This is a genomic window from Xanthobacter sp. AM11 (assembly GCF_047444035.1).
In the GTDB taxonomy this organism is placed as follows: domain Bacteria; phylum Pseudomonadota; class Alphaproteobacteria; order Rhizobiales; family Xanthobacteraceae; genus Xanthobacter.
The window spans coordinates 3,487,371-3,511,045 of sequence record NZ_JBLAOA010000001.1 but is presented as its reverse complement, the minus strand read 5'-3'; the positions used below and the strand labels follow the sequence as shown (position 1 = coordinate 3,511,045).

The 23,675-nt window shown below is 69.3% G+C and carries 21 protein-coding genes; 14 read left to right on the top strand and 7 right to left on the bottom strand.

Annotation, left to right across the window (positions count from 1 at the left end; all coding sequences use genetic code 11):
• Positions 1-203: 203 nt before the first annotated feature.
• Positions 204-3,656 (top strand): DNA polymerase III subunit alpha, encoded by a 3,453-nt coding sequence (dnaE, locus tag ACI7BZ_RS16105; RefSeq protein ID WP_414118173.1) that lies wholly within the window; start codon positions 204-206, stop codon positions 3,654-3,656.
• 10 nt (positions 3,657-3,666) lie between these two features.
• Here dnaE and ACI7BZ_RS16100 read toward each other — a convergent pair whose 3' ends face one another.
• Entirely contained in the window at positions 3,667-4,539 is an 873-nt protein-coding gene (locus ACI7BZ_RS16100) for a hypothetical protein (protein WP_414118172.1), read from the bottom strand.
• 261 nt (positions 4,540-4,800) lie between these two features.
• Between ACI7BZ_RS16100 and ACI7BZ_RS16095 the strand changes: the two genes are divergently transcribed.
• From ACI7BZ_RS16095 to ACI7BZ_RS16055, 9 genes are all read left to right on the top strand, one after another.
• A complete protein-coding gene (locus tag ACI7BZ_RS16095) occupies positions 4,801-5,265 on the top strand; it encodes an SRPBCC family protein (RefSeq protein WP_414118171.1) in 465 nt (154 codons plus the stop codon).
• Between the two features lie 25 nt (positions 5,266-5,290).
• Positions 5,291-6,367: a bile acid:sodium symporter family protein gene (locus tag ACI7BZ_RS16090; protein WP_414118170.1), complete on the top strand. Its 1,077-nt coding sequence runs from the start codon at positions 5,291-5,293 to the stop codon at positions 6,365-6,367.
• A gap of 115 nt (positions 6,368-6,482) precedes the next feature.
• Positions 6,483-7,001, top strand: coding sequence for a (2Fe-2S)-binding protein (locus tag ACI7BZ_RS16085; RefSeq protein ID WP_414118169.1), 519 nt, complete (start codon positions 6,483-6,485; stop codon positions 6,999-7,001).
• An 80-nt stretch (positions 7,002-7,081) separates the two neighbouring features.
• On the top strand, positions 7,082-9,466 hold the full coding sequence (locus ACI7BZ_RS16080) for a xanthine dehydrogenase family protein molybdopterin-binding subunit (protein ID WP_414118168.1): 2,385 nt from the start codon (positions 7,082-7,084) through the stop codon (positions 9,464-9,466).
• 21 nt (positions 9,467-9,487) lie between these two features.
• Complete coding sequence (locus ACI7BZ_RS16075; protein ID WP_414118167.1) at positions 9,488-10,288, top strand: FAD binding domain-containing protein; 801 nt, start codon at positions 9,488-9,490, stop codon at positions 10,286-10,288.
• Between the two features lie 129 nt (positions 10,289-10,417).
• Positions 10,418-11,023, top strand: coding sequence for a TMEM175 family protein (locus ACI7BZ_RS16070; protein ID WP_414118166.1), 606 nt, complete (start codon positions 10,418-10,420; stop codon positions 11,021-11,023).
• Positions 11,024-11,064: 41 nt separating this feature from the next.
• Positions 11,065-11,985, top strand: coding sequence for an AAA family ATPase (locus tag ACI7BZ_RS16065; RefSeq protein WP_414118165.1), 921 nt, complete (start codon positions 11,065-11,067; stop codon positions 11,983-11,985).
• A gap of 5 nt (positions 11,986-11,990) precedes the next feature.
• The gene (locus tag ACI7BZ_RS16060; protein WP_414118164.1) at positions 11,991-12,392 is read left to right on the top strand and encodes a hypothetical protein; all 402 of its coding nucleotides are present in this window, start codon (positions 11,991-11,993) and stop codon (positions 12,390-12,392) included.
• Between the two features lie 17 nt (positions 12,393-12,409).
• Positions 12,410-13,588 carry a vWA domain-containing protein gene (locus ACI7BZ_RS16055; protein ID WP_414118163.1) on the top strand — a complete coding sequence of 393 codons (1,179 nt, stop codon included), beginning with the start codon at positions 12,410-12,412 and terminating at the stop codon, positions 13,586-13,588.
• On the opposite strand, the gene ACI7BZ_RS16050 is transcribed toward ACI7BZ_RS16055, so the two are convergent.
• Positions 13,554-14,435 (bottom strand): PPC domain-containing DNA-binding protein, encoded by an 882-nt coding sequence (locus ACI7BZ_RS16050; protein WP_414118162.1) that lies wholly within the window; start codon positions 14,433-14,435, stop codon positions 13,554-13,556. The genes ACI7BZ_RS16055 and ACI7BZ_RS16050 overlap by 35 nt on opposite strands.
• Positions 14,436-14,453: 18 nt before the next feature.
• Positions 14,454-15,542: a lysine-2,3-aminomutase-like protein gene (locus ACI7BZ_RS16045; RefSeq protein WP_414118161.1), complete on the bottom strand. Its 1,089-nt coding sequence runs from the start codon at positions 15,540-15,542 to the stop codon at positions 14,454-14,456.
• A 158-nt stretch (positions 15,543-15,700) separates the two neighbouring features.
• Between ACI7BZ_RS16045 and ACI7BZ_RS16040 the strand changes: the two genes are divergently transcribed.
• From ACI7BZ_RS16040 to ACI7BZ_RS16030, 3 genes are all read left to right on the top strand, one after another.
• Positions 15,701-16,024, top strand: a complete 324-nt coding sequence (locus ACI7BZ_RS16040) for an XdhC family protein (protein WP_414118160.1) — start codon at positions 15,701-15,703, stop codon at positions 16,022-16,024.
• Between the two features lie 100 nt (positions 16,025-16,124).
• On the top strand, positions 16,125-16,841 hold the full coding sequence (locus ACI7BZ_RS16035; RefSeq protein ID WP_414118159.1) for an XdhC family protein: 717 nt from the start codon (positions 16,125-16,127) through the stop codon (positions 16,839-16,841).
• On the top strand, positions 16,838-18,487 hold the full coding sequence (locus ACI7BZ_RS16030; protein ID WP_414118158.1) for an NTP transferase domain-containing protein: 1,650 nt from the start codon (positions 16,838-16,840) through the stop codon (positions 18,485-18,487). Before ACI7BZ_RS16035 ends, ACI7BZ_RS16030 begins: the two co-directional genes overlap by 4 nt.
• Here the strand turns inward: ACI7BZ_RS16030 and ACI7BZ_RS16025 are convergent.
• The 4 genes from ACI7BZ_RS16025 to ACI7BZ_RS16010 all read right to left on the bottom strand — a co-directional run bounded on the left by ACI7BZ_RS16025 (position 18,468) and on the right by ACI7BZ_RS16010 (position 22,205).
• The gene (locus ACI7BZ_RS16025) at positions 18,468-18,926 is read right to left on the bottom strand and encodes a DUF488 domain-containing protein (RefSeq protein ID WP_414118157.1); all 459 of its coding nucleotides are present in this window, start codon (positions 18,924-18,926) and stop codon (positions 18,468-18,470) included. The two genes, ACI7BZ_RS16030 and ACI7BZ_RS16025, sit on opposite strands and share 20 nt — an antisense overlap.
• A gap of 31 nt (positions 18,927-18,957) precedes the next feature.
• Complete coding sequence (locus ACI7BZ_RS16020) at positions 18,958-20,283, bottom strand: TRAP transporter large permease (RefSeq protein ID WP_414118156.1); 1,326 nt, start codon at positions 20,281-20,283, stop codon at positions 18,958-18,960.
• Between the two features lie 14 nt (positions 20,284-20,297).
• Complete coding sequence (locus tag ACI7BZ_RS16015) at positions 20,298-20,897, bottom strand: TRAP transporter small permease subunit (protein WP_414118155.1); 600 nt, start codon at positions 20,895-20,897, stop codon at positions 20,298-20,300.
• Positions 20,898-21,074: 177 nt separating this feature from the next.
• Positions 21,075-22,205 (bottom strand): TRAP transporter substrate-binding protein, encoded by a 1,131-nt coding sequence (locus tag ACI7BZ_RS16010; RefSeq protein ID WP_414118154.1) that lies wholly within the window; start codon positions 22,203-22,205, stop codon positions 21,075-21,077.
• Positions 22,206-22,440: 235 nt separating this feature from the next.
• Here ACI7BZ_RS16010 and ACI7BZ_RS16005 point away from each other — a divergent pair, with 235 nt between their 5' ends.
• Positions 22,441-23,661 carry a zinc-binding metallopeptidase family protein gene (locus ACI7BZ_RS16005; RefSeq protein ID WP_414118153.1) on the top strand — a complete coding sequence of 407 codons (1,221 nt, stop codon included), beginning with the start codon at positions 22,441-22,443 and terminating at the stop codon, positions 23,659-23,661.
• The last annotated feature ends 14 nt before the right edge of the window (positions 23,662-23,675 follow it).

The window sequence follows — 23,675 nt, the reverse complement described above, 5'->3', positions numbered from 1 at the left end:
GACACGGCGCAGGGCCGGCGCCGCCAGGGTGCGAATCCTGCTAGAGCACGCGCCGATCAGCCTGCAACGCAAGCTGATCGGCGCGTGCTCTAGCCTCAAGTGAGAGGGCGATTCACCGATCAAATTGATTCAATTTGATCGGATTGCGCTCTAGTTTTTCCTACGCTCCCGTTTGTGTCGTCCGTTTTGAACTGAAGTGCCCCATGTCCGATCCTGGCTTCGTCCACCTGCACGTGCATTCCTCCTTCTCGCTGCTGGAAGGGGCGCTTTCCATCGGCAAGCTGGCGGACCTCGCCAAGGGCGACGCGCAGCCGGCCATCGCCCTTACCGACACCGGCAACCTCTTCGGCGCGCTGGAATTCTCCGAGAAGATGGCCGGCGCCGGCATCCAGCCCATCGCCGGTGTGTCCCTTGCCCTCGACCTGCCGGAGCCGGCGGGCCCGCGCGGGGCGATCCGGCCCCGGCGGCCGCGCATCGTGCTCCTGGCGAAGGAGGAACGGGGCTGGCGCAACCTCATGCACCTGGTCTCGCGCGCCTTCCTGGAGACCGAGAGCGAGGACGAGCCGCGCATCCTGCCCGCATGGCTGCAGGAGGCCAACGACGGCCTCATCGCCCTGACCGGCGGCCCCGCCGGCCCCCTCGACCGGGCCATCGTCGCCGGGCATCCCGAACTGGCGGCGGAGCGGCTGGAGGTGCTCACCGGCCTGTTCGGCGACCGGCTCTACATGGAGCTGCAGCGCCACGGCGCCGACGCGGAGCGGCTGGCGGAGCCGGTGCTGCTGGATCTCGCCTACGCCAAGGGAATCCCCCTTCTGGCCACCAACGAGCCCTTCTTCGCCACCCAGGCCGATTATGAGGCCCACGACGCGCTGCTGTGCATCGCCGAAGGGCGGCTCGTGTCCGAAGGGGACCGCCGGCGCCTCACCGCCGAGCACCGCTTCAAGACGCGGGCGGAGATGCTGGAATTGTTCGCGGACCTGCCCGAGGCCACCGCCAACACGGTGGAGGCGGCCCGCCGCAGCGCCTTCCGCGTGCGCACCGCCAAGCCCATCCTGCCCCGCTTCACCTCCGGCGACGGGCAGGGCGACCCGCTGGCGGAGGAGGCGGCCGAGCTGGAGCGCCAGGCCCGCGAGGGCCTCGCCGAGCGGCTGGAAAAGCACGGCCCGGCGCCGGGGCTCGACGTTGCGGTCTATGAGGAGCGCCTCGCCTACGAGATTTCCGTCATCACCAAGATGAAGTTTCCCGGCTACTTCCTCATCGTGTCGGACTTCATCAAGTGGGCGAAGCGCCAGACCATTCCGGTGGGGCCAGGGCGCGGCTCGGGCGCCGGTTCGCTGGTGGCCTATTCGCTGAAGATCACCGACCTCGACCCCCTGCGCTTCGGCCTGCTGTTCGAGCGGTTCCTGAACCCGGACCGCGTGTCCATGCCCGACTTCGACGTGGACTTCTGCCAGGAGCGCCGCGACGAGGTGATCCATTATGTGCAGGAGCGCTACGGCCGCGCCCAGGTGGCGCAGATCATCACCTTCGGCACCCTGCAGGCGCGTGGCGTGCTGCGCGACGTGGGCCGGGTGCTGGAAATGCCCTATGGGCAGGTGGACAAGCTGTGCAAGCTGGTGCCGCAGAACCCGGCCAATCCCGTCACCCTGAAGCAGGCCATCGAGGACGAGCCGCGCCTTCAGGCGGCGCGCGACCAGGAAGAGGTGGTCAAGCGCGCTTTCGGCATCGCCGTGAAGCTGGAGGGGCTGAACCGCCACGCCTCCACCCACGCCGCCGGTATCGTCATCGGCGACCGCAAGCTCGACGAACTGGTGCCGCTGTATCGCGACCCCAAGTCCGACATGCCGGTCACCCAGTACAACATGAAATGGGTGGAGCAGGCGGGCCTCGTAAAGTTCGACTTCCTCGGCCTGAAGACGCTGACCACCATCGACAAGGCGGTGAAGCTGGTGCACCAGCGCGGCATTGATCTGGACATCTCCAAGATCCCGCTGGACGACCCCAAGACCTACGCCATGCTGGCCCGGGGCGAGACGGTGGGCGTGTTCCAGGTGGAAAGCGCGGGCATGCGCCGGGCGCTGGTGGACATGAAGGCCGACCGGGTGGAGGACCTCATCGCCCTGGTGGCGCTGTACCGGCCCGGCCCCATGGCCAATATTCCGGTCTATTGCGACTGCAAGCACGAGCGGGCGAAGCCGGACTATATCCACCCCAAGCTGGAGCCCTACCTGAAGGAGACGTTCGGCGTCATCATCTACCAGGAGCAGGTGATGCAGATCGCCCAGGCCCTTTCGGGCTATTCGCTGGGCGAAGCCGACCTGCTGCGCCGCGCCATGGGCAAGAAGATTCGCGCCGAGATGGAGAAGCAGCGCGAGCGCTTCGTCTCCGGCGCGCAGGAGCGCGGGGTGGAGAAGGCGCAGGCCGACACCATCTTCGACCTTCTGGCCAAGTTCGCGGACTACGGCTTCAACAAGTCCCACGCCGCCGCCTACGCCCTCGTCGCCTACCAGACGGCATGGCTGAAGGCCAACTACCCCACCGAATTCCTCGCCGCCTCCATGACGCTGGACATGGGCAACACCGACAAGCTGGCGGAATTCCGCCAGGAGGCGCAGCGCCTCGGCATCGAGGTGGTGCCGCCCAACATCAATCTGTCGGAGCGGGAATTCGCGGTGCGGGACGGGCGCATCATCTATGCCATGGCCGCCATCAAGGGCGTGGGCGCGGCGGCGGTGGAGGCCCTGGTGGCCGCCCGCGGCGACCGGCCGTTCCGCAGCCTTGCGGAATTCGCCTCCCGCCTGCCGGTGAAGCTGGTGAACAAGCGCACCCTGGAAAGCCTGATGGCGGCAGGCTGCTTCGACTGCCTGGAGAAGAACCGCGCCCGCGCCTTCGCCGCCATCGAGGTGATCGCCGCCGAGGCGCAGCGGGTGGAGGCCAACGCCCAGTCCGGGCAGAACGACATGTTCGGCTCCGGCCCGGCCGCCGCCGCTTTGCCCATTCCCGATGTGGCGCCGTGGCTGCCGTCCGAGCGGCTGAAGAAGGAATATGACGCCATCGGCTTCTTCCTCACCGGCCATCCGCTGGACGATTATGCCGATGCGCTGAAGAAGATGCGGGTGCGGCCCTATCAGGATTTCGCGCGCGGGGTGCGGGCCGGCGACACCTTCGGCCGCCTCGCCGCCACCGTGGTGTCGAAGCAGGAGCGGCGCACCAAGTCCGGCACCCGCATGGGCATCATCGGCCTGTCCGACCCTTCCGGCCATTATGAGGCGGTGATCTTCTCCGAGGGCCTCGCCCAGCTGCGCGACCTGCTGGAGCCCGGCACGCCGCTGCTGCTCACGGTCGCCGCCGAGTTGCAAGGCGAGGATGTGCGCGTGCGCATCCAGAATTGCGAGAAGCTCGACCCCGCCACGTCGCGCCACCAGAAGGGCCTGCGCATCTTCCTGCGCTCGCCCGAGCCCATCGAGGGCATCGCCCGCCGCCTCGCCGACGGCAAGGCGGGGGAGGGCGGCTCCGGCGAGGTCAGCCTCATCCTGCTGATGGAGGATGCCCGCGCCGAGGTGGAGGTGAGCCTGCCCGGCAAATATCCCGTCTCGCCGCAGATCGCCGGGGCGCTCAAGGCCATTCCCGGCGTCGTGGCGGTGGAGGCGGCCTGACGCGCGTGGTTCAGGCCTGCGCCGCCGGAATGGCGGGGGCGCCGATGGGCAGCATGAGGGCGCGGGGCAGGGCGAAGGCGGCGCGGACGCGGCGTGCTTCCGTGCGCATGTCGTCCGTGACCCGGGCGGCATTCACATTGAGGCGCGAGGGGTCGGCAGGGGCGGAGGGCAGCGGCCGGCCCCGCAGGAAATAGCGGATTCGCTGTTCGAGATGCGGGCGCGGCGGCGGCGCCTCCAGAATGTCCTGCGTCGCGGGAACACCGATGGACTGCAGGAAGGCGGGGAGCACGCCGGCCCCCGAGGCCGCGTCGTCATAGGAATAGACCGCCAGGGGGCCGCGCGCCGCCGCCGTCCATCTGGCGATGAAGGCGTTGTAATCCAGGTAATAGGTCCAGTCGTTGCGGAACACGAACCGGCCCTCGGAGAGGATGGTGTCCACGAAAGCCCGGAAGTCCTCCTTCAGGCCATCCTTCGCCAGTTCATTGTACAGAGATATCGTGTAGTCCGCAGGGTCGCGGAGGAAGAGGATGTAAATGGGGCTCCAGCCCACGGCTTCGAGCTTCTGTTCCATGCGGCGCAGCAGATCGGGATATTCGACCAGATACTCGAAATCCTCCGAGGACAGGAGCGCGCGCGGGTGCCGGGCGCGGGCGAGCTCGGCGCACAGATCGTCCAGCGTGCCCCATTTTTCCTGCGCCCGCGGGTCGCCGCGCAGGCTCCAGCCAATATTGTGATGCCCGCACAGATCCTTGGAATTGCGGCCGGCCTTGGGGATGAACACGCCGTGGCGCGGGATTTCCTTGCTGGCACGCGCCATGAGACCCTGGACCGACGTGGTGGCGGTCTTGTGCGTTCCCACATGGATGTAAATCGGCCGCGCCATCTCAAACCTCTCCGAAGGACGGAAGTGCGGCTACATAAGGAGAACAGCAGGGGTGAGGCAATGACGCGGCGTGAGGGGCGCATCGCAGTTTGAAAATAAGGCGGTGCCCAAACGCCTTCCCGCCGGCTTTCAAGCGGGGGCACGCGCGCGTCGTGACGGCGGGACAGGTGATGTCCCCCCCCCGCCCCCGCCCCCGCCCCCTTGCGCCTTGCCGCCGGCCGGTGTTCCGGCGCAGCATGGCGGCGCACCGGGAGAGGCGCCATGGCCCTTGAAATGAGCGGAAGCTACGACATTCCCGCCCCGCGCGAACAGGTGTGGGCGGCCCTGAACGACCCGGACGTGCTCAAGCGCATCATTCCCGGGTGCGAGATGCTGGAGCGGGTCTCCGACAGCGAGCTGAAGGCGCTGGTGGTGGCCAAGGTCGGTCCCGTGAAGGCCAAGTTCAAGGGCACGGTGACCCTGAGCGATATGATTCCCCCCGAGAGCTACCGCATCGACGGGGAGGGGGAGGGCGGAATTGCCGGCTTCGCCAAGGGCGGCGCCACCGTGCGGTTGACCGAAACGGAAACCGGGACCAAGTTGGACTATACCGCCGACGCACAGATCGGCGGCAAGCTTGCGCAGCTCGGCCAAAGGCTGGTGGCTGGCACGGCCAAAAAATTCGCCGACGAGTTCTTCAGGAGCTTCGCCGAGGCGGTGGGAGAGGGAACGGCCGCCGGAGTGTGATGTCGCACGCCACACAGCACGGCTCATGTTGTCACGACTGAAGCTCGACCCGTTTCTTGTTGCCCTCGCCGCCGCCGTCATCCTTGCCCTCGCCTGGCCCGCGCCCGGCGTCTCCGGCGGGCCGCTGCATGCCGACAAGGCGGCAAGCTGGGGCGTGGCGGTCATCTTCTTCCTTTATGGCGTGTCGCTCTCGGCCCGCCGGCTTCTGGAGAGCGCCACCCGCTGGAAGCTGCACCTGGTGGTGCAACTGGCCACCTTCGCCTTGTTCCCGGCGGTGGTCGCGCTGGTGATGCCGCTTTTGGGGCGGGTGCTGCCGGAAGCGCTGTGCATCGGCTTCTTCTTCCTGGCGGCGCTGCCCTCCACGGTCTCGTCCTCGGTGGCCATGACCTCGCTGGCGCGGGGCAACGTGCCGGTGGCCATCTTCAACGCCTCCATCTCCAGCATCATCGGCGTGTTCGTCACGCCGCTGCTCATGGCCTGGTATCTGCACGCCGCCGGCGACGGGCTGGACCTGCAGGGCGTGATCCTGAAGCTGGTGCTGATGGTGATCCTGCCGCTGGCCGTGGGCCAGCTGCTGCGCCCGCTGCTGCTGCGCTTGGTGGAGCGCCACCGCAGCCTGGTGCGGGCGGCCGACCGCACGGTGATTCTCGCCATCGTCTACAATTCCTTCTGCGACAGCGTCGCCGCCGGCGTATGGAAGGGGCAGAGCCCGCTTCTGCTGGTTGAGATCGTGGCCTGCGTGCTGCTGCTGTTCGCGGCGGTCTATGTGATCGTGCAACTGGCCTGCCGCCTGCTCGGCTTTGCCGAGGCGGACACCACCGCGGTGGTGTTCTGCGCCTCCAAGAAGTCGCTCGCCACCGGCCTGCCTATGGCCCATGTGATGTTCGGCGCGGCGCCCGAGCTGTCGCTCATCATCACGCCGATCATGATCTACCATTTCCTCCAGCTGGTGATCGTCGGCGTCATCGCCGGGCGCAGCGCGGCGCGGGCGGACATGCTGGCGGCGCTGGCCGCGGAGGAAACCGAGCCTTCCCTCCTCGCCGAGGAGGAGGCCGAGCCGCAATTGTCGCGAACGGCGGCCGGAACCCACCTGTCCGCTTGACCGGGCCGGGCGCTCAGCCTCACATTGGAGCAATGAAAGGGTGCGCCCCCTCAAGGATGGCGGACGCGGGGACGAACCCCGCGCCGTTCGCGGACGCGCCCCAGGGAGGTGAGGCATGACAGAGGCCACCAAGTCCGCCCGGATTCCCGTCGCCATGACGGTGAACGGGCGGTCCGTCTCCGCCGAGATCGACCCGCGCACGCTCCTCGTCCAGTTCCTGCGGGAGACGCTGGACCTCACCGGAACCCATGTGGGGTGCGACACCAGCCAGTGCGGCGCCTGCGTGGTCCATGTGGGCGGCGAGGCGGTGAAATCGTGCACCGTGCTGGCCGTCCAGGCGGACGGCATGAGCGTCACCACCATCGAGGGCCTCGCCACCGCCGATGCGCTGCATCCCATGCAGGCGGCGTTCCGCGAGCATCACGGCCTGCAATGCGGCTTCTGCACGCCGGGCATGATCATGAGCGCGGTGGATCTGGTGTCCCGCTTCGGTCCCGACCTCGACGAGGGCACCATCCGCGAGAATCTCGACGGCAATCTGTGCCGCTGCACGGGCTATCACAACATCGTCAAGGCCATCGCGGCCGGCGCCCGCGCCATGGCGGCCCAGCCCGGCGCCCGGGCGGCCGAATAGCCCGCCCGCCGGCCCGGCGCCGCCCGGGCCGCACGGTTCCGCCAGAAACGCACTTCACCACGCCCCGTGGGAGGACGCCCATGAACGCCAGCGCTTCCAGTGCCGTCACGCCCATCGGTGCCGCCGTGCGCCGCAAGGAAGACCACCGCTTCATCACCGGCAAGGGCCGCTACACCGACGACCTGGACCGCCCCGGCCAGGCCTTCGCCTATTTCCTGCGCTCGCCTTATGCCCACGCCCGCATCCGCCACCTGGACGTCGCCGCCGCCCGGAAGCTGCCGGGGGTGGTGGACATCCTGACCGGCGCGGACCTCGCCGCCGACGGCATCGGCGACCTCATCTGCGGCTGGATGATCCATTCCAAGGACGGCAGCCCCATGAAGATGGGCTCCCACCCGGCGCTGGCGAAGGAGAAGGTGCGCTATGTGGGCGACGCGGTGGCGGTGGTGATCGCCGAGACGCTGCACGCCGCCAAGGACGCCGCCATGGCGGTGGAGGTGGAGTATGAGCTTCTGCCCGCCGCCGCCGACCTTGCCACCGCGCAGGACTCGGCCGCCGGGCAGATCCATGAGTGCGCCCCGGGCAACACCGCCTTCGCCTGGGAACTGGGCGACAAGGCCGCCACCGAGGCCGCCTTCGCCCGCGCCGCCCGCGTCACCTCCCTGGACCTGGTGAACAACCGCGTCGCCCCCAACGCCATCGAGCCGCGCGCCGCCATCGGCGAATATGATTCCGGCGACGAGGCCTATACGCTCTGGACCACCAGCCAGAACCCGCATGTGGCGCGCCTCGTCCTCTCCGCCTTCATCGGCATCGCCCCGGAGCACAAGCTGCGCGTCATCGCGCCGGACGTGGGCGGCGGCTTCGGCTCCAAGATCTTCATCTATGCCGAGGAAACCGTCTGCACCTGGGCGGCGAAGAAGGTGGGCCGGCCGGTGAAGTGGACGGCGGACCGCTCCGAGGCCTTCCTCTCCGACGCCCACGGCCGGGACCATATCAGCCATGCCGAGCTGGCCCTGGACGAAGCGGGAAAGATCATCGCCCTCAGGGTCCGCACCCGGGCCAACATGGGCGCCTACCTTTCCACCTTCGCCTCCGCCATCCCCACCTATCTCTACGCCACCCTCTTGTCGGGGCAGTACGCCATCCCCGCCATCTATTGCGAGGTGGATGCGGTCTACACCAACACCGCCCCGGTGGACGCCTATCGCGGCGCCGGGCGGCCGGAGGCGACCTTCCTGCTGGAGCGCATCGTGGAGAAGGCGGCGCGGGAGCGGGGGGAAGACCCGGCCGCCTTCCGCCGGCGCAATTTCATCACCGCCTTCCCGCACCAGACGCCGGTGATCATGAGCTATGACGCCGGCGATTATGGCGCCTCCCTCGACAAGGCCATGGCCCTTGCCGATTACGCCGGCTTCCCCGCTCGCCGGGCCGAGGCGGAACGGCGCGGGCGGCTGCGCGGCATCGGCTTCTCGGCCTATATCGAGGCCTGCGGCATCGCCCCTTCGGCGGCGGTGGGCTCGCTCGGGGCCGGGGTCGGCCTGTGGGAGAGCGCGGAGGTGCGGGTGAACCCCACCGGCAATGTGGAGGTGCTCACCGGCTCCCACAGCCACGGGCAGGGGCACGAGACCACCTTCGCCCAACTGGTTTCCGCCCGCCTCGGTATCCCCATCGACCAGGTGAGCGTGGTGCATGGCGACACCGACAAGGTGCAGTTCGGCATGGGGACCTACGGCTCGCGCTCCGGGGCGGTGGGCATGTCGGCCATCTCCAAGGCCCTCGACAAGGTGGAGGCCAAGGCGAAGAAGATCGCCGCCCACATGCTGGAGGCCTCGGAAGGCGACATCGAGTTCAAGGACGGCAAGTTCACCGTGGCCGGCACCGACCGCGCGCTGGCCTTCGCCGAAGTGGCCCTGAACGCCTATGTGGCGCACAAGTTCCCAACGTCGGAGATCGAGCCGGGGCTGAAGGAGGGGGCGTTCTACGACCCCACCAACTTCACCTTCCCCGCCGGCTGCCACATCTGCGAGGTGGAGGTGGACCCGGAAACGGGGGTGACGCAGATCGTGCAATTCACCGCGGTGGATGATTTCGGCGTCATCATCAACCCCATGATCGTGGAAGGGCAGGTGCATGGCGGCATCGCCCAGGGGGTGGGGCAGGCGCTGCTGGAGGGCGTCACCTACGACGCGGACGGCCAGCTCGTGACCGGCTCCTACATGGATTACACCATGCCGCGGGCCGGCGACCTGCCCTCCTTCCAGGTGGGGATGACGCAGACGCGCTGCCCCTCCAACCCGCTCGGCATCAAGGGTTGCGGCGAGGCTGGGGCGATCGCGGCGCCGGCCGCCGTCATCAATGCGCTCACCGATGCGCTGGGCACCGAAGACGTTTCCATGCCCGCCACGCCGGCGAAGGTCTGGGCCATCGCCCAGGCGCGCGCGGCGCGGCAGGCTGCGCAATAGCGCCGGAAGAAGGAGGACACCATGTACGCCTTCGACTATCAGCGCCCCGCCGCCCTTGCCGATGCCGCAGCCGCTTTGGCCGCCGACAGCGAGGCCAAGCTGCTGGCCGGCGGGCAGACCCTGCTGCCCACATTGAAGCAGCGCCTGGCCCAGCCCTCGGTGCTGGTGGACCTGTCCCGCATCCCGGGGCTTTGCGCCATCGAGGCCACGGCCGAAGGGGTGGCCATCGGCGCCATGGCGCGCCATGCGGACGTGGCGGCCTCGGCGATCGTGCGGGCCGCCATCCCGGCGCTGGCCGACCTCGCCGGCCAGATCGGCGACGTCGCGGTGCGCAACCGCGGCACCTTGGGCGGGTCGCTGGCCAATGACGACCCCACCGCCGATTATCCCGCCGCAGTGCTGGCGCTCAACGCCATTGTGGTCACCGACCGGCGCGGGATCGCGGCCGCGGATTTCTTCCGCGGCCTGTTCGAGACGGCGCTGGCGGAGGGGGAGATCATCACCCGCGTGCTGTTCCCGCAGGTGGAGCGCGCGGCCTATGCCAAGTTCCGCAATCCCGCCTCGCGCTATGCCATGGCCGGCGTGTTCGTGGCCAAGACGGCAGCGGAAGTGCGGGTGGCGGTGACCGGGGCGGGGCAATCCGGCGTGTTCCTGTGGGAGGAGGCGGGGGACGTGCTCACCTCCGATTTCTCCCCGGCGGCGGTGGCGGCCCTCAGCCTCGATCCGTCCGACCTCATGAGCGACCTGCACGGCAGCGCCGAATACCGGGCTCAGCTGGTGAAGGTCATGGCCAAGCGGGCGGTGGAGAAGGCCCTGGCCTGACGCGCGGACGGCGCGCCGTCCCCATGATCTGCCGCCGGCTCGCGCAGTGCAGGCGGTTGGGCTAGGGATGGAACGCTCCGTCTCACCCGGGGCGGCGCCCCGCGCCTCCTCCTGTTCGAACCTTTGTCCATGAGCCGATCTGCAAGCCGCTATGCAAAAGGCCGGGTGGACGCCCTGAGCGATGGCGTGTTCGCTTTCGCCATGACCCTCCTGGTGCTGGACATCCGCCTGCCGGACGACCTCGCCATCGCCTCCGCTGCGGAACTTGCCGCCCATCTCGTCAGCCTGTCGCACCAGACGCTGACTTATCTCATCAGCTTCTTCGTGCTGGGCGCCTTCTGGCGCGGCGGCATCGAGGTGCGCCCCAGCGCCGAGGAGGTGACGGGCGGGGTGGTGCGGATCGCGCTCCTGTTCCTGTTCTTCGTCACCATGGTGCCGTTCTCGTCGGGGCTGGTGGGGCGCTACGGTGATTTCACCCCCGCCGTGCTGGTCTATGCGGTGAACATGGCGGCGCTGGCCGCCTGCGCCATCGCCCTGCGCCACCTGGACGTTCCGGCCGACAAGCGCTCCCTTGCCGCCGCCGCCGGCGGCCACATGCCCCTGTTCATCGCCAGCGCCCTTTTGTCGGTGCTGGTAAGCTTCGTGGCCCCGCGCTACGCCATGCTGGCCTATCTGCTCAACCTCCTCAGCCACACGCCCGGCTGGCCGTCGCGCAGCTATGCCGATCGCGGGTGAGCGGCGTGGATCGGCGGCGGGGAAAGTGCTCTATTTCGTCCATGACGACTTCGCCGCTTCCCGCTTCCATCGACGCCACCGCCGCTTTGCTGCTGCGCTCGGGCTATGTGGCCGACCGCGCGCTGGCGACGGTGGTGTTCCTCGCCCTGCGCATGGGCCGGCCGCTGCTTCTGGAGGGCGAGGCGGGGGTGGGCAAGACCGAGGTGGCCAAGACGCTGGCGGCGGCGCTGGGGCGGCGCCTCATCCGCCTGCAATGCTACGAGGGGCTCGACCTTTCCGCCGCCGTCTATGAATGGAACTATGCGGCCCAGATGATCGCCATCCGCCTCGCCGAGGCGGCGGGGGAGAGCGACAAGGCGGCCATCGCGGCGGATGTGTTCTCCGAGCGCTATTTGCTGCGCCGGCCGCTGCTGGAGGCGCTGGAGCCCCAGGCGGACGGCCCGCCGGTGCTGCTGGTGGACGAACTGGACCGCACCGACGCCGCGTTCGAGGCCTTCCTGCTGGAAGTGCTGGCAGACCACCAGGTCACCATACCGGAGCTGGGCACGGTGAAGGCGCCGGCCCCGCCCATCATCCTGCTCACCTCCAACCGCACCCGCGAGATCCACGACGCGCTGAAGCGGCGCTGCCTCTATCATTGGGTGGATTATCCCGACGCGGCGCGCGAGCTGACCATCCTGCGCACGCGGCTGCCCGACGCCCCGGCGCGCCTCACCGCCGAGGTGGTGGCCTTCGTGCAGGCCCTGCGCAGGGAAGACCTGTTCAAGGTGCCGGGCGTGGCCGAGACGCTGGACTGGGCCTCGGCGCTGGTGGAGCTGGATGCGGTGGCGCTGGACCCGGCGCTGGCGGGCGACACGCTGGGAGTGCTGCTGAAGTATCAGGACGACATCGCCCGCACCGACGCCCCGCGGGTGGAGCGCCTCATCGAGGAGGCGCGGCAGGCGGCGCGGGCGGCGGGGTGATAACGATGCCAAGCAATGCAGAAATAGCAGATAAATGGATTATATTCACATTTGCAAGACTTTACGAATCATTCCCTGTAAGAGTTGATATTTCTGTTGAAGAGATCCAGAATGAAATTGGTGGGCCGCCATTTGGCTCGGTCAATGTTTTCGCTGCCGATCTCGCAAGCTGGCTAATTGAAGAAAAATATATTCGTTCTGGGACTCCATATAGCGACGAGGTGTTTTTGGCTGAAGCAGTGCTGACAGAGCGTGCTCTTGCGGCCTTAAAAAAAGTTCCATCGGCCATGTCTGAAAAACGAAGTCTCGGTGAAAGACTGAAAGATTTGTCGTTGGACATTGGTAAATCAGTCGCAAAAAAAGAAGCCGGAGAGTGGATTGTTGAGCTTTTTAGTAATTTGCCGTGACATTTCAGGGAGCTGAGTTGTCTCATCTCCCCGAGAACATCGCCTATTTCGGCCGCGCCCTGCGTGCTGCCGGCCTGCCGGTAGGCCCCGGCCGCATCCTCGATGCGGTGGCGGCGCTGGAGGCTGGGGGCATCGGCGGGCGGGCGGATGTCTACTGGACCCTGCACGCGCTCTTCGTCTCCCGCCACGAGGACAGCGCGGTGTTCGACCAGGCCTTCCGCCTGTTCTGGCGCCGGAGGGCGCATCAGGAAAAGCTCATGGCCCTGCTCTCGCCGGTGGCGGTGCCCGCGCGCGCGCAAAAGCGCGAGAGCATCCTGAAGCGGGTGGAGGAGGCGCTGTTCGCCGGCATCGGCACGCCGCGGCCGCAGGAAAAGGCGCGGCTGGAGGTGGAGGCGCGGCTTGCCGCTTCCGCCGAGGATGTGTTGCGCACCCGCGATTTCGCCCAGATGAGCGCGGCCGAGCTGCGCCAAGCCTGCGCCCGCATCGCCGCCCTGCGGATGCCCGACGATCGCGCCCGCACCCGCCGCCTGCGCCCCGACCCGCGGGGCCGGCTGGCGGATTTCCGCGCCTCCCTGCGCGCCGGCCTCGCCTCCGGCGGCGATCTCCTGCCCCTGAAGCGGCGCGGCGTGGTCCACCGCCCGCCGCCGGTGGTGGCGCTGGTGGATATCTCCGGCTCCATGGCCGATTATTCGCGGCCCATCCTGTCCTTCCTCCATGCGCTGGGGGAGCGGCGGCAGGTTTCCACCTTCCTGTTCGGCACGCGCCTCACCAATGTGACGCGCGCCCTGAAGCGGCGCGACCCCGATGCGGCGCTGGCGGCGGTGGCCGGGGCGGCGCAGGACTGGGCGGGGGGAACCCGCATCGGCCCCTCGCTCCATGCTTTCAACAAGGCGTGGTCGCGCCGGGTGCTGGCGCAGGACCCGGTGGTGCTCCTGTTCACCGATGGGCTGGAGCGGGACGCGGATGCGCAGCTCTCCGCCGAGATGGACCGGCTCCACCGCTCCTGCCGCCGCCTCGTCTGGCTCAATCCGCTGTTGCGCTTCGCCGCGTTCGAGCCGAAGGCGCGCGGCGTCGCCGCCATGCTGCCCCATGTGGACGATTTCCGCCCGGTGCATGACCTGAAAAGCCTGGAGGCCCTCGCGGCGGCGCTCGCGGCCGGCGTCAGCCGCTCTCCTCCACCGCCAGTTCGAAGGTGATCAGCACCGGATTGCCGCCGCGCGCCAGCGGGCCTTCGGCGATGATGCCGCTCATGCCCACGAGGGTGATGTCCAGCGCCGCCGCCAGGGTTCCGCCGGCCGCCGCCACGCTGCCGGCACCCACGAAGACCTCGGTGGCATAGTCCGTCACCTGGGGCAGGACACCACCCGGCGCAAGCGGGTCGAAGCGGGCGCCTGCGAGGCTGCCCACCCCGCCGCGCAGGATGCCGCCGGCAAAGCCGTGGCGCCGGCACAGGGCCGCCAGCGCGGCTGCAAGGTCCACATTGGGCCGCACCCGGGCCAGGGCGAGGCGCGCCCCCTCGCCCCGGGGCGCGGCGAGGGCGTGGGGCGTGAACAGGGTGAAATTGGTCTCCGGGTCGAAATCCGCCGTCAGGGCCACGTCCGCGGTGCCATAGGCGCTGGCGTGGATGGGGGCAGCCACCACGGTTTCATGGGGCATCACATGGCCCACGCCCCGGCGGCCATCGGCGGTGATCCAGTCGGCATGGCAGTGGATGAAGGGGGCGCCGCCCTTGTGGCCGAAGGTGACGTTGCCGCGGACCACGCGCGCCGCGCCGGCGGGGGCGAAGGGGGCGCTGTACCAGGCGGCATGGGTGGCGTCGGGTGCGGCGGCGGGCATCACATAGGTGAAGGGGGAAAGGGCGCCGCCGGAAATCTCCACCTGCGCCCCCGCCAGTCCGGCGCGCAGCAGGGGGCCGGCGACGGCAGCGTTGAGGGTGAGGCCCGGCTCAAGGGTGAAGTCCAGCCGCACGAGGCGGCCGACCGCGCTTTCCAGCCGCTCCGGCGCCTCCGGGCCCGGCTGCTCCACCCGGCGCGACGCTTCCATGTCCCCGCTCCCTCCCGTTCAGCCCTCCGGCGGGTAGAGATGCACGCCGCCGCAATTGTCGGTAATGCGCAGGCGCGCGCCGTCCGGCTGCACATATCCCGGCGTCAGGGGCACTTTGCCGGCGCCGCCGGGAATGTCGAGCACATAGGTGGGCAGCGCAAGGCCCGAAAGCCGGCCCCGCAGCGCCCGCATGAGCGCCTGGCCCTGCGCCACGCCGAGGCGGAAATGGGCGGTGCCGGGGGCAAGGTCGGGATGGTGCAGGTAATAGGGCTTCACCCGGCATTCCACCAGGGCGCGAAACAAGTCGGCAAGGGTGTCCGCCTCATCGTTCACGCCGCGCAGCAGCACCGACTGGGACAAGAGCGGAATGCCGGCATCGGCGAGCCGGGCGAGGGCGGCGCGGGCGGCGGGCGTCAGCTCGCGCGCATGGTTCACGTGCACCGCCACATAGGTGGTGAGGCCGGGGGCGCAAAGGGCGCGGACGAAGGCCTCGCTCACCCGCTCCGGGGCGGCGATTGGCACGCGGGTGTGGAAGCGCACCACCTTCACATGGGGGATGGCGGCAAGCCGGGCCACCACCTCCGCCGTGCGCCGGGCGGAGAGCATGAACGGGTCACCGCCGGTGAGGATGACTTCCCAGATCTGCGGCTGCGCCCCAAGATAGGCATAGGCCGCTTCCAGCTCCTGCGGCGACAAGGCGGCCTGCGCCCCCGGCCCCACCATCTCGCGGCGGAAGCAGAAGCGGCAGTAGACGGCGCAGACGCCGACGATCTTCAACAGCGCCCGGTCCGGGTAGCGGTGCACGATGCCGGGAACGGGGCTGTGGGCGTCGTCGCCGATGGGGTCGGCCAGTTCCTGCGGGCTGGTGTCCAGCTCGGCCGGCTGCGGCACGAACTGGCGGGCGATGGGATCATCCGGGTCGCCGGGTGCCATGGCCGCCACCAGCGCCGGGGTGACGGCCACAGCGTAGCGCGCCGCCACCTGCTCCAGCGCCGCCCGCGCGCCCGCATCCACCAGTCCGGCGCGCGCCAGGTCGTCGGGGGTGCGCAGGGTCGTGGTGTCGCGGGCGGGCAGGGGCAGCGGGTTCGGCATCGGGCGGTTGGGCATGGCCAGGCAGAAGGCGCCACAGGCGGCGCAGCGGGGGGCGCGGCGGAGGACCGTGCGAACGGCACGGGCCACTGGCGGCGCCGCGGCGGATGCGCACCTATATAGAAACGTGCCGGACGCGGCCAGAGCCGGATTCGGCCGGCGCGAGGAGAGAGGCCATGGATGTGACCGAGGGCGACGTTCTCGCCGCCGCCGAGCGCTGGCGGCGGGAAGGGCGGCAGGTGGCGCTGGCCACGGTGCTGGAAACCTGGGGCTCGGCGCCTCGGCCGGTGGGCTCCCGGCTGGTCATCGATGCGGACGGCAGCTTCCTTGGCTCGGTGTCCGGCGGCTGCGTGGAAGGGGCGGTGGTGGCCGAGGCGGCGGAGGTGATCGCCTCGGGCCGGCCGCGGCTCCTGGAATTCGGCGTCGCCGACGAGGCCGCCTGGAAGGTCGGCCTCTCCTGCGGCGGCCGGATCGCGGTCTATGTGGAGCCGGTGGACTGAGCCCCATCGCCATGGGCCCGCGCCGCGCGTGCGTTATAGTCACGCGGGAAGATGATGTTTCCGGGACCCGCCGCCCGCATTCGGAGGGAGGAAGACCGCCATGCGCCTCGATCTGCTCGCCGCCCTGAACACCGAGCGCGCCGCCCGCCGGGCCTGCGTGCTGGTGACGCCGCTGGACGGCGGGGCGCAGCGCCTTGTCACCGGTCCCGCGCTGAAGGCCGACCCGGGCGGGGAACCGCTGGCCGGGGCGATCAGTGCGGCGCTGGCCGAACGGCGCAGCCGCATGGCCGGCGAGGGCGGCCAGCGCGCCTTCATCGGCGTGGAGATCCCGCCGCCGCGGATGCTGGTGGTGGGCGCGGTGCACATCTCCCAGGCGCTGGCGCCCATGGCGCGCATTGCCGGCTTCGACATGACCATCGTGGACCCGCGCACCGCCTTCGCTACGCCCGAGCGCTTCCCGGACGTGCCCGTCATCGCCGAATGGCCGCAGGAGGCCTTGCCCGCCTATGGGCTCGATCCCTTCACCGCGCTGGTGGCGCTGACCCACGACCCCAAGGTGGACGAGCCCGCCATCGCCGCCGGGCTGAAGGCCGGGTGCTTCTATGTGGGGGCGCTGGGCTCGCGCCGCACCCATGCCCGGCGGGTGGAGCGGCTTGCGGCGCAGGGGCTTTCGCCAACCGACATCGCCCGCATCCACGCCCCCATCGGCCTCGACCTCGGCGCGGCCAGCCCGGCGGAGATTGCCGTGGCGGTACTGGCGCAGGTGATCGGCGCCCTGCGCCGCGGCGATGCGCCGGCGAAGGGAGCCGCGGCGTGAAGTTCGGCTCTCTCCCGTTGGACGCGGCGCTTGGCGCCATCGCCGCCCATTCGGTGCGCCTCGACGACGGCACCATCCGCAAGGGCACGCGGCTGGGCGCGGGCGAGATCGCGCGGCTGGCCGCCGCAGGCCATCGCGAGGTGGTGGCCGCGCGCCTCGATGCCGGGGACATGGCCGAGGATGCCGCCGCCGCCGCCCTCGCCGCCGCCGTCGCCGGGGCGAACGTGCGGGCCGACACGCCCTTCACCGGGCGCGCCAACCTGCAGGCCGCCGCTGCCGGCGTGCTGCGGGTGGCGGGCGACGCCCTCGACGCCTTCAACGGCGTGGACGAGGCCATCACCCTCGCCACCCTGCCGGATTTCACCGCCGTGGCCGAAGGCGCCATGGTGGGAACGGTGAAGATCATTCCCTATGGCGTGCCCGCGGCCATGGTGGCGGAAGCGGCAGATGCCGCGCGGGCGCTGCTTCAGGTGGTGCCGTTCCGGCTCAGGCGGGTGGCGGTGGTGTCCACCCTGCTGCCGGGCCTGGCCGACAAGGTGGTGGCGAAGACCCTTGCGGTCACCCGCGCGCGCCTTGCCCCGGCGGGGGCCGCCGTCACCTCCACCCTCGCCGCGCCCCATGCCACCGCGCCGCTGGCGCAGGCCCTGCGCCGGGCGGTGGCGGAGGGGGCGGAACTCGTCATCGTCTTCGGCGCCTCGGCCATCGCCGACCGCAACGACGTGGTGCCCGCCGCCCTGGTGGCCGCCGGCGGCGAGGTGGTGCGGCTGGGCATGCCGGTGGACCCGGGCAACCTGCTCATGCTCGGCCGGCTCGGGCCGGTGCCGGTGCTGGGCGCGCCGGGCTGCGCCCGCAGCCCCAAGGAGAACGGCTTCGATTTCATTCTCATGCGCCTTTTGGCCGGGCTTGAGGTGACCGCGCGGGACATCGCGCGGCTCGGCGCCGGCGGCCTGCTCACCGACATCGCCGCCCGGCCCCATCCACGGGCCGAGCCGGAGAGCGGGGAGGCCGGCGCCTTTGCGGCGGTGATTCTCGCGGCGGGGCGCTCCGCCCGCATGGGCGGCGGCGTCAACAAGCTGCTCGCCGAGGTGGGCGGCGTGCCCGTCATCCGCCGGGTGGCGCAGGCGGCGCTGGCCTCGCGGGCGCAGCCGGTGATCGTGGTCACCGGCCATGAGAGCGAGCGCATCGCCGCCGCGCTCGCCGGCCTCGACGTGGTGCTGGTGCATAATGGCGCACACGCCACCGGCATGGCCTCCTCGCTGCGCGCGGGCATCGGCGCGGTGCCGGAAACCGCGGCGGGGGCGCTGGTGGTGCTGGGCGACATGCCCCTTCTCAGCCCCGCCCTGCTGGACCGGCTGATGGCGGCCTATGCGCCGCAGGACGGACGCTTCATCGCGGTGCCCGTGGCGGGCGCGGCGCGGGGGCATCCGGTGCTGTGGTCGCGGCGCTATTTCGCCGATCTGTGCGCTTTGGAGGGGGACGTGGGCGCGCGCCACCTGCTGGCTGCCAATGCGGAGGTGGTGGCCGAAGTGCCGGTGACCGGGGAGGGCGCCTTTCTGGATGTGGACACGCCCCACCTGCTTGCCGAGGCGCAGGCGGCGGTGGCCGGGGGGCAGGCGGGGGAAGAGGTCAGAACGGCGCCGGCATAAGGTGGGTGACGCCGGCATCCAGCCGCTCGCACATCCATTGCGCCAGCATCAGCCGGTGGCAGCCTTCCACGTGCCGCTCGTAGCACAGCAGGCACAGGCGCCGGCCCTTCGCCAGCCCCGCCAGTTCCTCCAGTGCGGCCTGGGCCGGCGCGGTGGCCAGGTGGGCCGCATAGATGCGCATCAGGGCGCCATGGTCGCCGCTGCGGGCGGCGAGCCGGCCTTCCTTGGGCGTGCCCAGCGCCCGCAGATGGACATAGCCGATGCCGTGCCCGGCAATTCCCGCCGCGAGGGCGCTCTTGGAGAAGCCCGGCCGGCGGGAGGCGGCCACGGCCCGCACGTCCACCACCAGATCCACCCCCGCCGCCTCCAGCGCGGCCTGGAAGGCGGCCGGGGTGCTCTGCTCGTAGCCGATGGTGAAGAGGGAAGCCGCCGGGGTCATGGCGCGATCATGCCCCGGCCGCGCGTCCGCGTCATCCGTACAGCGCCTTCGGCAGCCACAGGGCGATGCCGGGGAAGATGTAGAGCAGCGCCATGGAGAGAATGACGATCCACAGGAACGGCATCACTCCCGAGAAGATCTGGTCGATGGAGACGTTCTTGGGTGCCACGCCCTTCAGGTAGAACGGCGCCATGGCCACCGGCGGCGAGAGGAAGGAGGTTTGCAGGTTCAGCGCCACCAGCACCCCGAAGAAGATCGGGTCCACGCCGAAATTGTCGAGCAGCGGCAGGAAGATGGGAAGGAAGATGACGATGATCTCGGTCCATTCCAAAGGCCAGCCGAGCACGAAGATGATGGCCTGGGTGAGCAGCAGGAAGCCGATGGGCCCGAGGTTGAGGGAGAGAACGAAATTCTCCACCACCTGCTGCCCGCCGAGCAGGGCGAACACGGCCGAGAACACCGCCGAGCCCACGAACAGCCAGCACACCATGGCCGAGGCGCGGGCGGTGAGGAACACGCTCTCCTTCAGCTTGGAGAAGGAGAAGCTGCGGTAGACCAGGGCCAGGATCACCGCGCCCGCCGCGCCCACCGCCGCCGCCTCCGACGGGGTGGCAAGGCCGAACACGATGGCTCCGAGCACGCCGGAGATGAGCACCGCCAAAGGGAAGAAGGACGACGCCAGGGCCCAGGCGATTTCCCAGGTGGAGCTTGCCCGCTGCTCCGGCGGCAGCTTGGGGGCGAGGGCCGGGTTCAGCATGGCCCGGATCACCACATAGGCGATGTAGAGGGTGGTGAGCATGAGCCCCGGCAGGAACGCCGCCGCATAGAGCTTCACCACCGACACGCCGGCCGTGGCGCCATAAAGAATGAGCATCACGCTCGGCGGAATGAGAATGCCGAGGCAGCCGCCGGCGCACACCACGCCGGCCGCGATCTTGGTGTCGTAGCCGGCGCGCAGCATGGCCGGGAAGGCGAGCAGGCCCATGAGCGTCACCACCGCGCCGACGATGCCGGTGGCGGTGGCGAACATGGCGCAGGTGATCAGCGTCGCCACCGCCAGCGATCCGGGCACCCAGCCCGCCGCCAGCTGGATGGCGCGGAACAGCCGGTCGAGGATATTGGCCCGCTCCACCACATAGCCCATGAACAGGAACAGCGGGATGGAGATGAGCACGTCGTTCGCCATCACCGAATAGGTGCGCTGCACGAACAGCTGGAACACGGTGTCGCCCCGGGTGAAGTAGCCGAAGCCCACGCCCAGCGCCATCAGCGTGAAGGCGATGGGGAAGCCGAGCATCAGGAACACCAGGAACAACACCAGCATCAGGATGCCCAGGGCGGGATCCGACAGGAACATTGCAGACCCCCCCATCACAGTGCACCCCGGCCGATGGCTTCGGATTCGGCCTCGGTGGCCGCCTTTTCCAGAATGAGCTTCTCCATTTCCTCCACGTCGTGGAGGCGATCGGGCCAGGCGCCGGTCCGAACGGCGATGGTGCAGCGGATGACCTCGACGATGCCCTGCAGGAGCATGAGCACGCCGGTGAGGGGGATGAGCCCCTTGAACGGCCAGATGATGGGTCCGTCCGGGGAGAAGGACGAATGCTCGTTCAGCAGCCAGGAGAGACGGAAATAGCCCCAGCCGGAATAGATGAGCGCGAGAATGCCGGGGAAGAAGAACAGGAAGTAGAGCGTGAGATCCACCGCCGCCTGCCGCTTCACCGGCCAGTTGCGATAGAGGAAGTCGCCGCGCACATGGCCGTTGCGCGACAGGGTGTAGGCCCCCGCCATCATGAACAGCGTGCCATAGAGCATGTAGGAGACGTCATAGGCCCAGGAGGTGGGCGCGCGCATGACGTAGCGCGAGAAGACCTCGTAGCAGATGGCCGCCGTCAGCACCACGATGGTCCAGGCGAACAGCTTGCCGATGAAGGTGTTGACCGTGTCCACGGCCAGAAGGAACCGTTGCATGCACGTGGCTTCCTCGGGAAGGGCGCGTTTTTCTGTGTGATCCAGGTCCTCCGCACGCGCGTTCCACGGATCGCGCGTGCGGAGGACCTGGGTGCGCGGCGGCCGGCGACCGCACGCGGATGCCCGGCGCAGGGCCGGGCATCCCTCATGCAGCGCCGCGGGGCTGGCTAGGCCGCCTCAGGCCTTCTTGAAGAAGTGGTTGTAGGCCATGGCGCTGTCCGGCTCGTATTCGAGGCGGAAGCCCACCACCCGCTTGGCCCACGCCATCTGGCTGTCCACCACCTTCTTGAAGAAGGGGTCGGCGGAGAGATTGGCGATCACCTTGTCCCAGGCGTTGAGCTGGGCCTGAAGCACGGCGGCGGGGGTCTGGATGACCTTGACGCCGCGGGCCTTCAGGGCTTCCAGGTCCTTGGAATAGCGGTCCTGCGCCTTCCACATCATGTCCGAGGAGGCGGCGTCGGCGGCGCCGCGGATGATGGCCTGCACGTCCTTCGGCAGCCCGTCGAACTTGGTCTTGTTGAAGAGCACCTCGAAGCTCTCCAGGGCCTGGTGATAGCTCTTCACCATGTAGACCTTGGAGACGTCGGGGAAGCCCAGCACCGTGTCGGAGGAGGGATTGTTGAACTCGGCGCCGTCGATGAGGCCGCGGTCCATGGCCGGCACGATTTCACCGCCGGGCAGGATGGTGACGGCGACGCCCAGCTCCTTGTTGAGGTCGGCGGCGAGGCCGACGGTGCGGTATTTCAGGCCCTTGAGCTGGTCGGCGCTGGTGATCTCGCCCTTGAACCAGCCCAGCGGCTGGCCCGGCATGGGGCCGGTGAGCAGGCCCACCACGTTCAGCTTGAGCACGTTCTGCACCAGCTCGTCATAGAGCTGCTGGCCGCCGCCATACCGCACCCAGCCCAGGAGTTCGTCGGCGTCCCAGCCGAAGGCGGGGGCGGTGCCGAACAGCGAGAAGGCCTTGTTCTTGCCGTACCAATAGGCCGAAACGCCATGGCCGCCGTCGATGATGCCGCTGGATACCGCGTCGAGCACCTGGAAGGCCGGCACCACGGCGCCGGACGCCAGAAGCTCCAGCTCCACGCGCCCGCCGGTCATGGAATTCACATAGCGCACGAAATCGGCGGCAAATTCGTGGAAGATGTCCTTGTTGGGCCAGGTGGACTGGAACTTCAGCTTGATGGGCGCCTGGGCATGGACGGCGGGGGCCGCCACCATGGCGGCACCCGCAGCCGCCACACCGGCGCCGGCGAGAAGGGCGCGACGGGTCGGACGCGCGGAATCGGTCTTGCTCGAAGTTTCGCTCACGTTTTCCTCCCAGGGTGGTAGCCCGGCGTATTTTCGCCTGGGCGGTGTTGGCGCACCTAGTCCACCTTACGCTGGAAGAAGACGTCATGGCATACCGTTTCGGCAATAGACTTAAGTCGTAGTTGCGTGAATTTTATCTTCGGCCTGACGTCGGCGTGGGAACCCCCGCGCGGTCGCAGCGGTTTCGATGCCACTGCAACCAGCCGCCGGGACAGACAAAACCAGGGATGACGCCATGCGCCTGTTTCGCTGCTCGGCCTGCGACCAACTCCTCTATTTCGAGAATCGCCGGTGCGAGAAATGCGGCCATGACCTCGGCTACATTCCCGAAACCAATGACCTTGCCGCCATCGAGCGCGACGGGGACAGCGCGCCCGACCCGGATCTGGCTCACTGGCAGGGCACTTGGCAGGGCACCTGGCGCGACATCGCCGGTCCGCCCGGCAAGCGCTACCGCTTCTGTGCCAATGCCGCCCACGATGCCTGCAACTGGCTGGTCGCGGCCGACGGGGAGGAGGAATTCTGCCTCGCCTGCCGCCACAATCGCATGGTGCCCGACCTTTCGGTGGCGGTGAACCTGCGCAAGTGGCGCAAGGTGGAGGTGGCCAAGCATCGCCTCATCTATTCGCTGGTGCGCCTCAACCTGCCGCTGGAGAGCAACGAGGACCGCGAGGGCGGCCTGTGCTTCGACTTCCTCGCCGACACGCCGGACGGCTCGGCGCCGAAGATCATGACCGGCCACGACGAGGGGCTCATCACCATCGCCCTGGCTGAGGCCGACGACGCCGAGCGGGAGCAGCGGCGCAACGTCCTCGGGGAGCTGTACCGCACCCTGCTCGGCCATTTCCGCCACGAGGTGGGCCATTATTACTGGAACTGCCTGGTACGCGATGCCGGCCGCATCCAGGCTTTCCGCACCATGTTCGGCGATGAGAGCGTGGATTATTCCGAGGCGCTGAAGACCTATTACAATTCGGTGCCGCCGCCCGACTGGCAGGTGAATTTCGTCTCGGCTTATGCCACCGCCCACCCGTGGGAAGACTTCGCCGAAACCTTCAAGCACTATATCCACATCGTGGATACGCTGGAGATGGCCGGCGCCTTCGGCATGCGCGTGCGCCCCTGGCTGGACAGTACCGGCGACCTCGCCGCCACGGTGGATTTCAACCCCTACCGCTATTGCTCCATCCAGCAGATGCTGGACGCTTGGCTGCCCATCAGCTTCGCCCTCAACAACCTCAACCGCTGCCTCGGCATGTCGGACGCCTATCCGTTCATCCTGGGGCCGGGCGTGATCGCCAAGCTGGGGTTCATGCACGAATTGGTGCACCGCCGGGTGGAGGCCGACCCCGAGCAGGAGACTTCGGACACGGAAATGCCCGCCGGCCGCGGCGAGGATGCGGCGGACGCGCCCGAAGGTGCGCCCGAGAGCCGGCCGGTGGCGGCCGAGGCCTGAGGCGAGACAGGCCC

Bases quoted from the DNA above. Each gene is read 5' to 3' on its own strand.
- ACI7BZ_RS16025 (WP_414118157.1), bottom strand. From the start codon at position 18,926: ATGACCCCGGCGGCTTCCCTCTTCACCATCGGCTACGAGCAGAGCACC.
- ACI7BZ_RS16070 (WP_414118166.1), top strand. From the start codon at position 10,418: ATGAGCCGATCTGCAAGCCGCTATGCAAAAGGCCGGGTGGACGCCCTG.
- ACI7BZ_RS16090 (WP_414118170.1), top strand. From the start codon at position 5,291: ATGTTGTCACGACTGAAGCTCGACCCGTTTCTTGTTGCCCTCGCCGCC.
- ACI7BZ_RS16065 (WP_414118165.1), top strand. From the start codon at position 11,065: ATGACGACTTCGCCGCTTCCCGCTTCCATCGACGCCACCGCCGCTTTG.
- ACI7BZ_RS16050 (WP_414118162.1), bottom strand. From the start codon at position 14,435: ATGGAAGCGTCGCGCCGGGTGGAGCAGCCGGGCCCGGAGGCGCCGGAG.
- ACI7BZ_RS16085 (WP_414118169.1), top strand. From the start codon at position 6,483: ATGACAGAGGCCACCAAGTCCGCCCGGATTCCCGTCGCCATGACGGTG.
- ACI7BZ_RS16075 (WP_414118167.1), top strand. From the start codon at position 9,488: ATGTACGCCTTCGACTATCAGCGCCCCGCCGCCCTTGCCGATGCCGCA.
- ACI7BZ_RS16100 (WP_414118172.1), bottom strand. From the start codon at position 4,539: ATGGCGCGGCCGATTTACATCCATGTGGGAACGCACAAGACCGCCACC.
- ACI7BZ_RS16045 (WP_414118161.1), bottom strand. From the start codon at position 15,542: ATGCCCAACCGCCCGATGCCGAACCCGCTGCCCCTGCCCGCCCGCGAC.
- ACI7BZ_RS16040 (WP_414118160.1), top strand. From the start codon at position 15,701: ATGGATGTGACCGAGGGCGACGTTCTCGCCGCCGCCGAGCGCTGGCGG.
- ACI7BZ_RS16080 (WP_414118168.1), top strand. From the start codon at position 7,082: ATGAACGCCAGCGCTTCCAGTGCCGTCACGCCCATCGGTGCCGCCGTG.
- ACI7BZ_RS16095 (WP_414118171.1), top strand. From the start codon at position 4,801: ATGGCCCTTGAAATGAGCGGAAGCTACGACATTCCCGCCCCGCGCGAA.
- ACI7BZ_RS16060 (WP_414118164.1), top strand. From the start codon at position 11,991: ATGCCAAGCAATGCAGAAATAGCAGATAAATGGATTATATTCACATTT.
- dnaE (WP_414118173.1), top strand. From the start codon at position 204: ATGTCCGATCCTGGCTTCGTCCACCTGCACGTGCATTCCTCCTTCTCG.
- ACI7BZ_RS16015 (WP_414118155.1), bottom strand. From the start codon at position 20,897: ATGCAACGGTTCCTTCTGGCCGTGGACACGGTCAACACCTTCATCGGC.
- ACI7BZ_RS16020 (WP_414118156.1), bottom strand. From the start codon at position 20,283: ATGTTCCTGTCGGATCCCGCCCTGGGCATCCTGATGCTGGTGTTGTTC.
- ACI7BZ_RS16005 (WP_414118153.1), top strand. From the start codon at position 22,441: ATGCGCCTGTTTCGCTGCTCGGCCTGCGACCAACTCCTCTATTTCGAG.
- ACI7BZ_RS16035 (WP_414118159.1), top strand. From the start codon at position 16,125: ATGCGCCTCGATCTGCTCGCCGCCCTGAACACCGAGCGCGCCGCCCGC.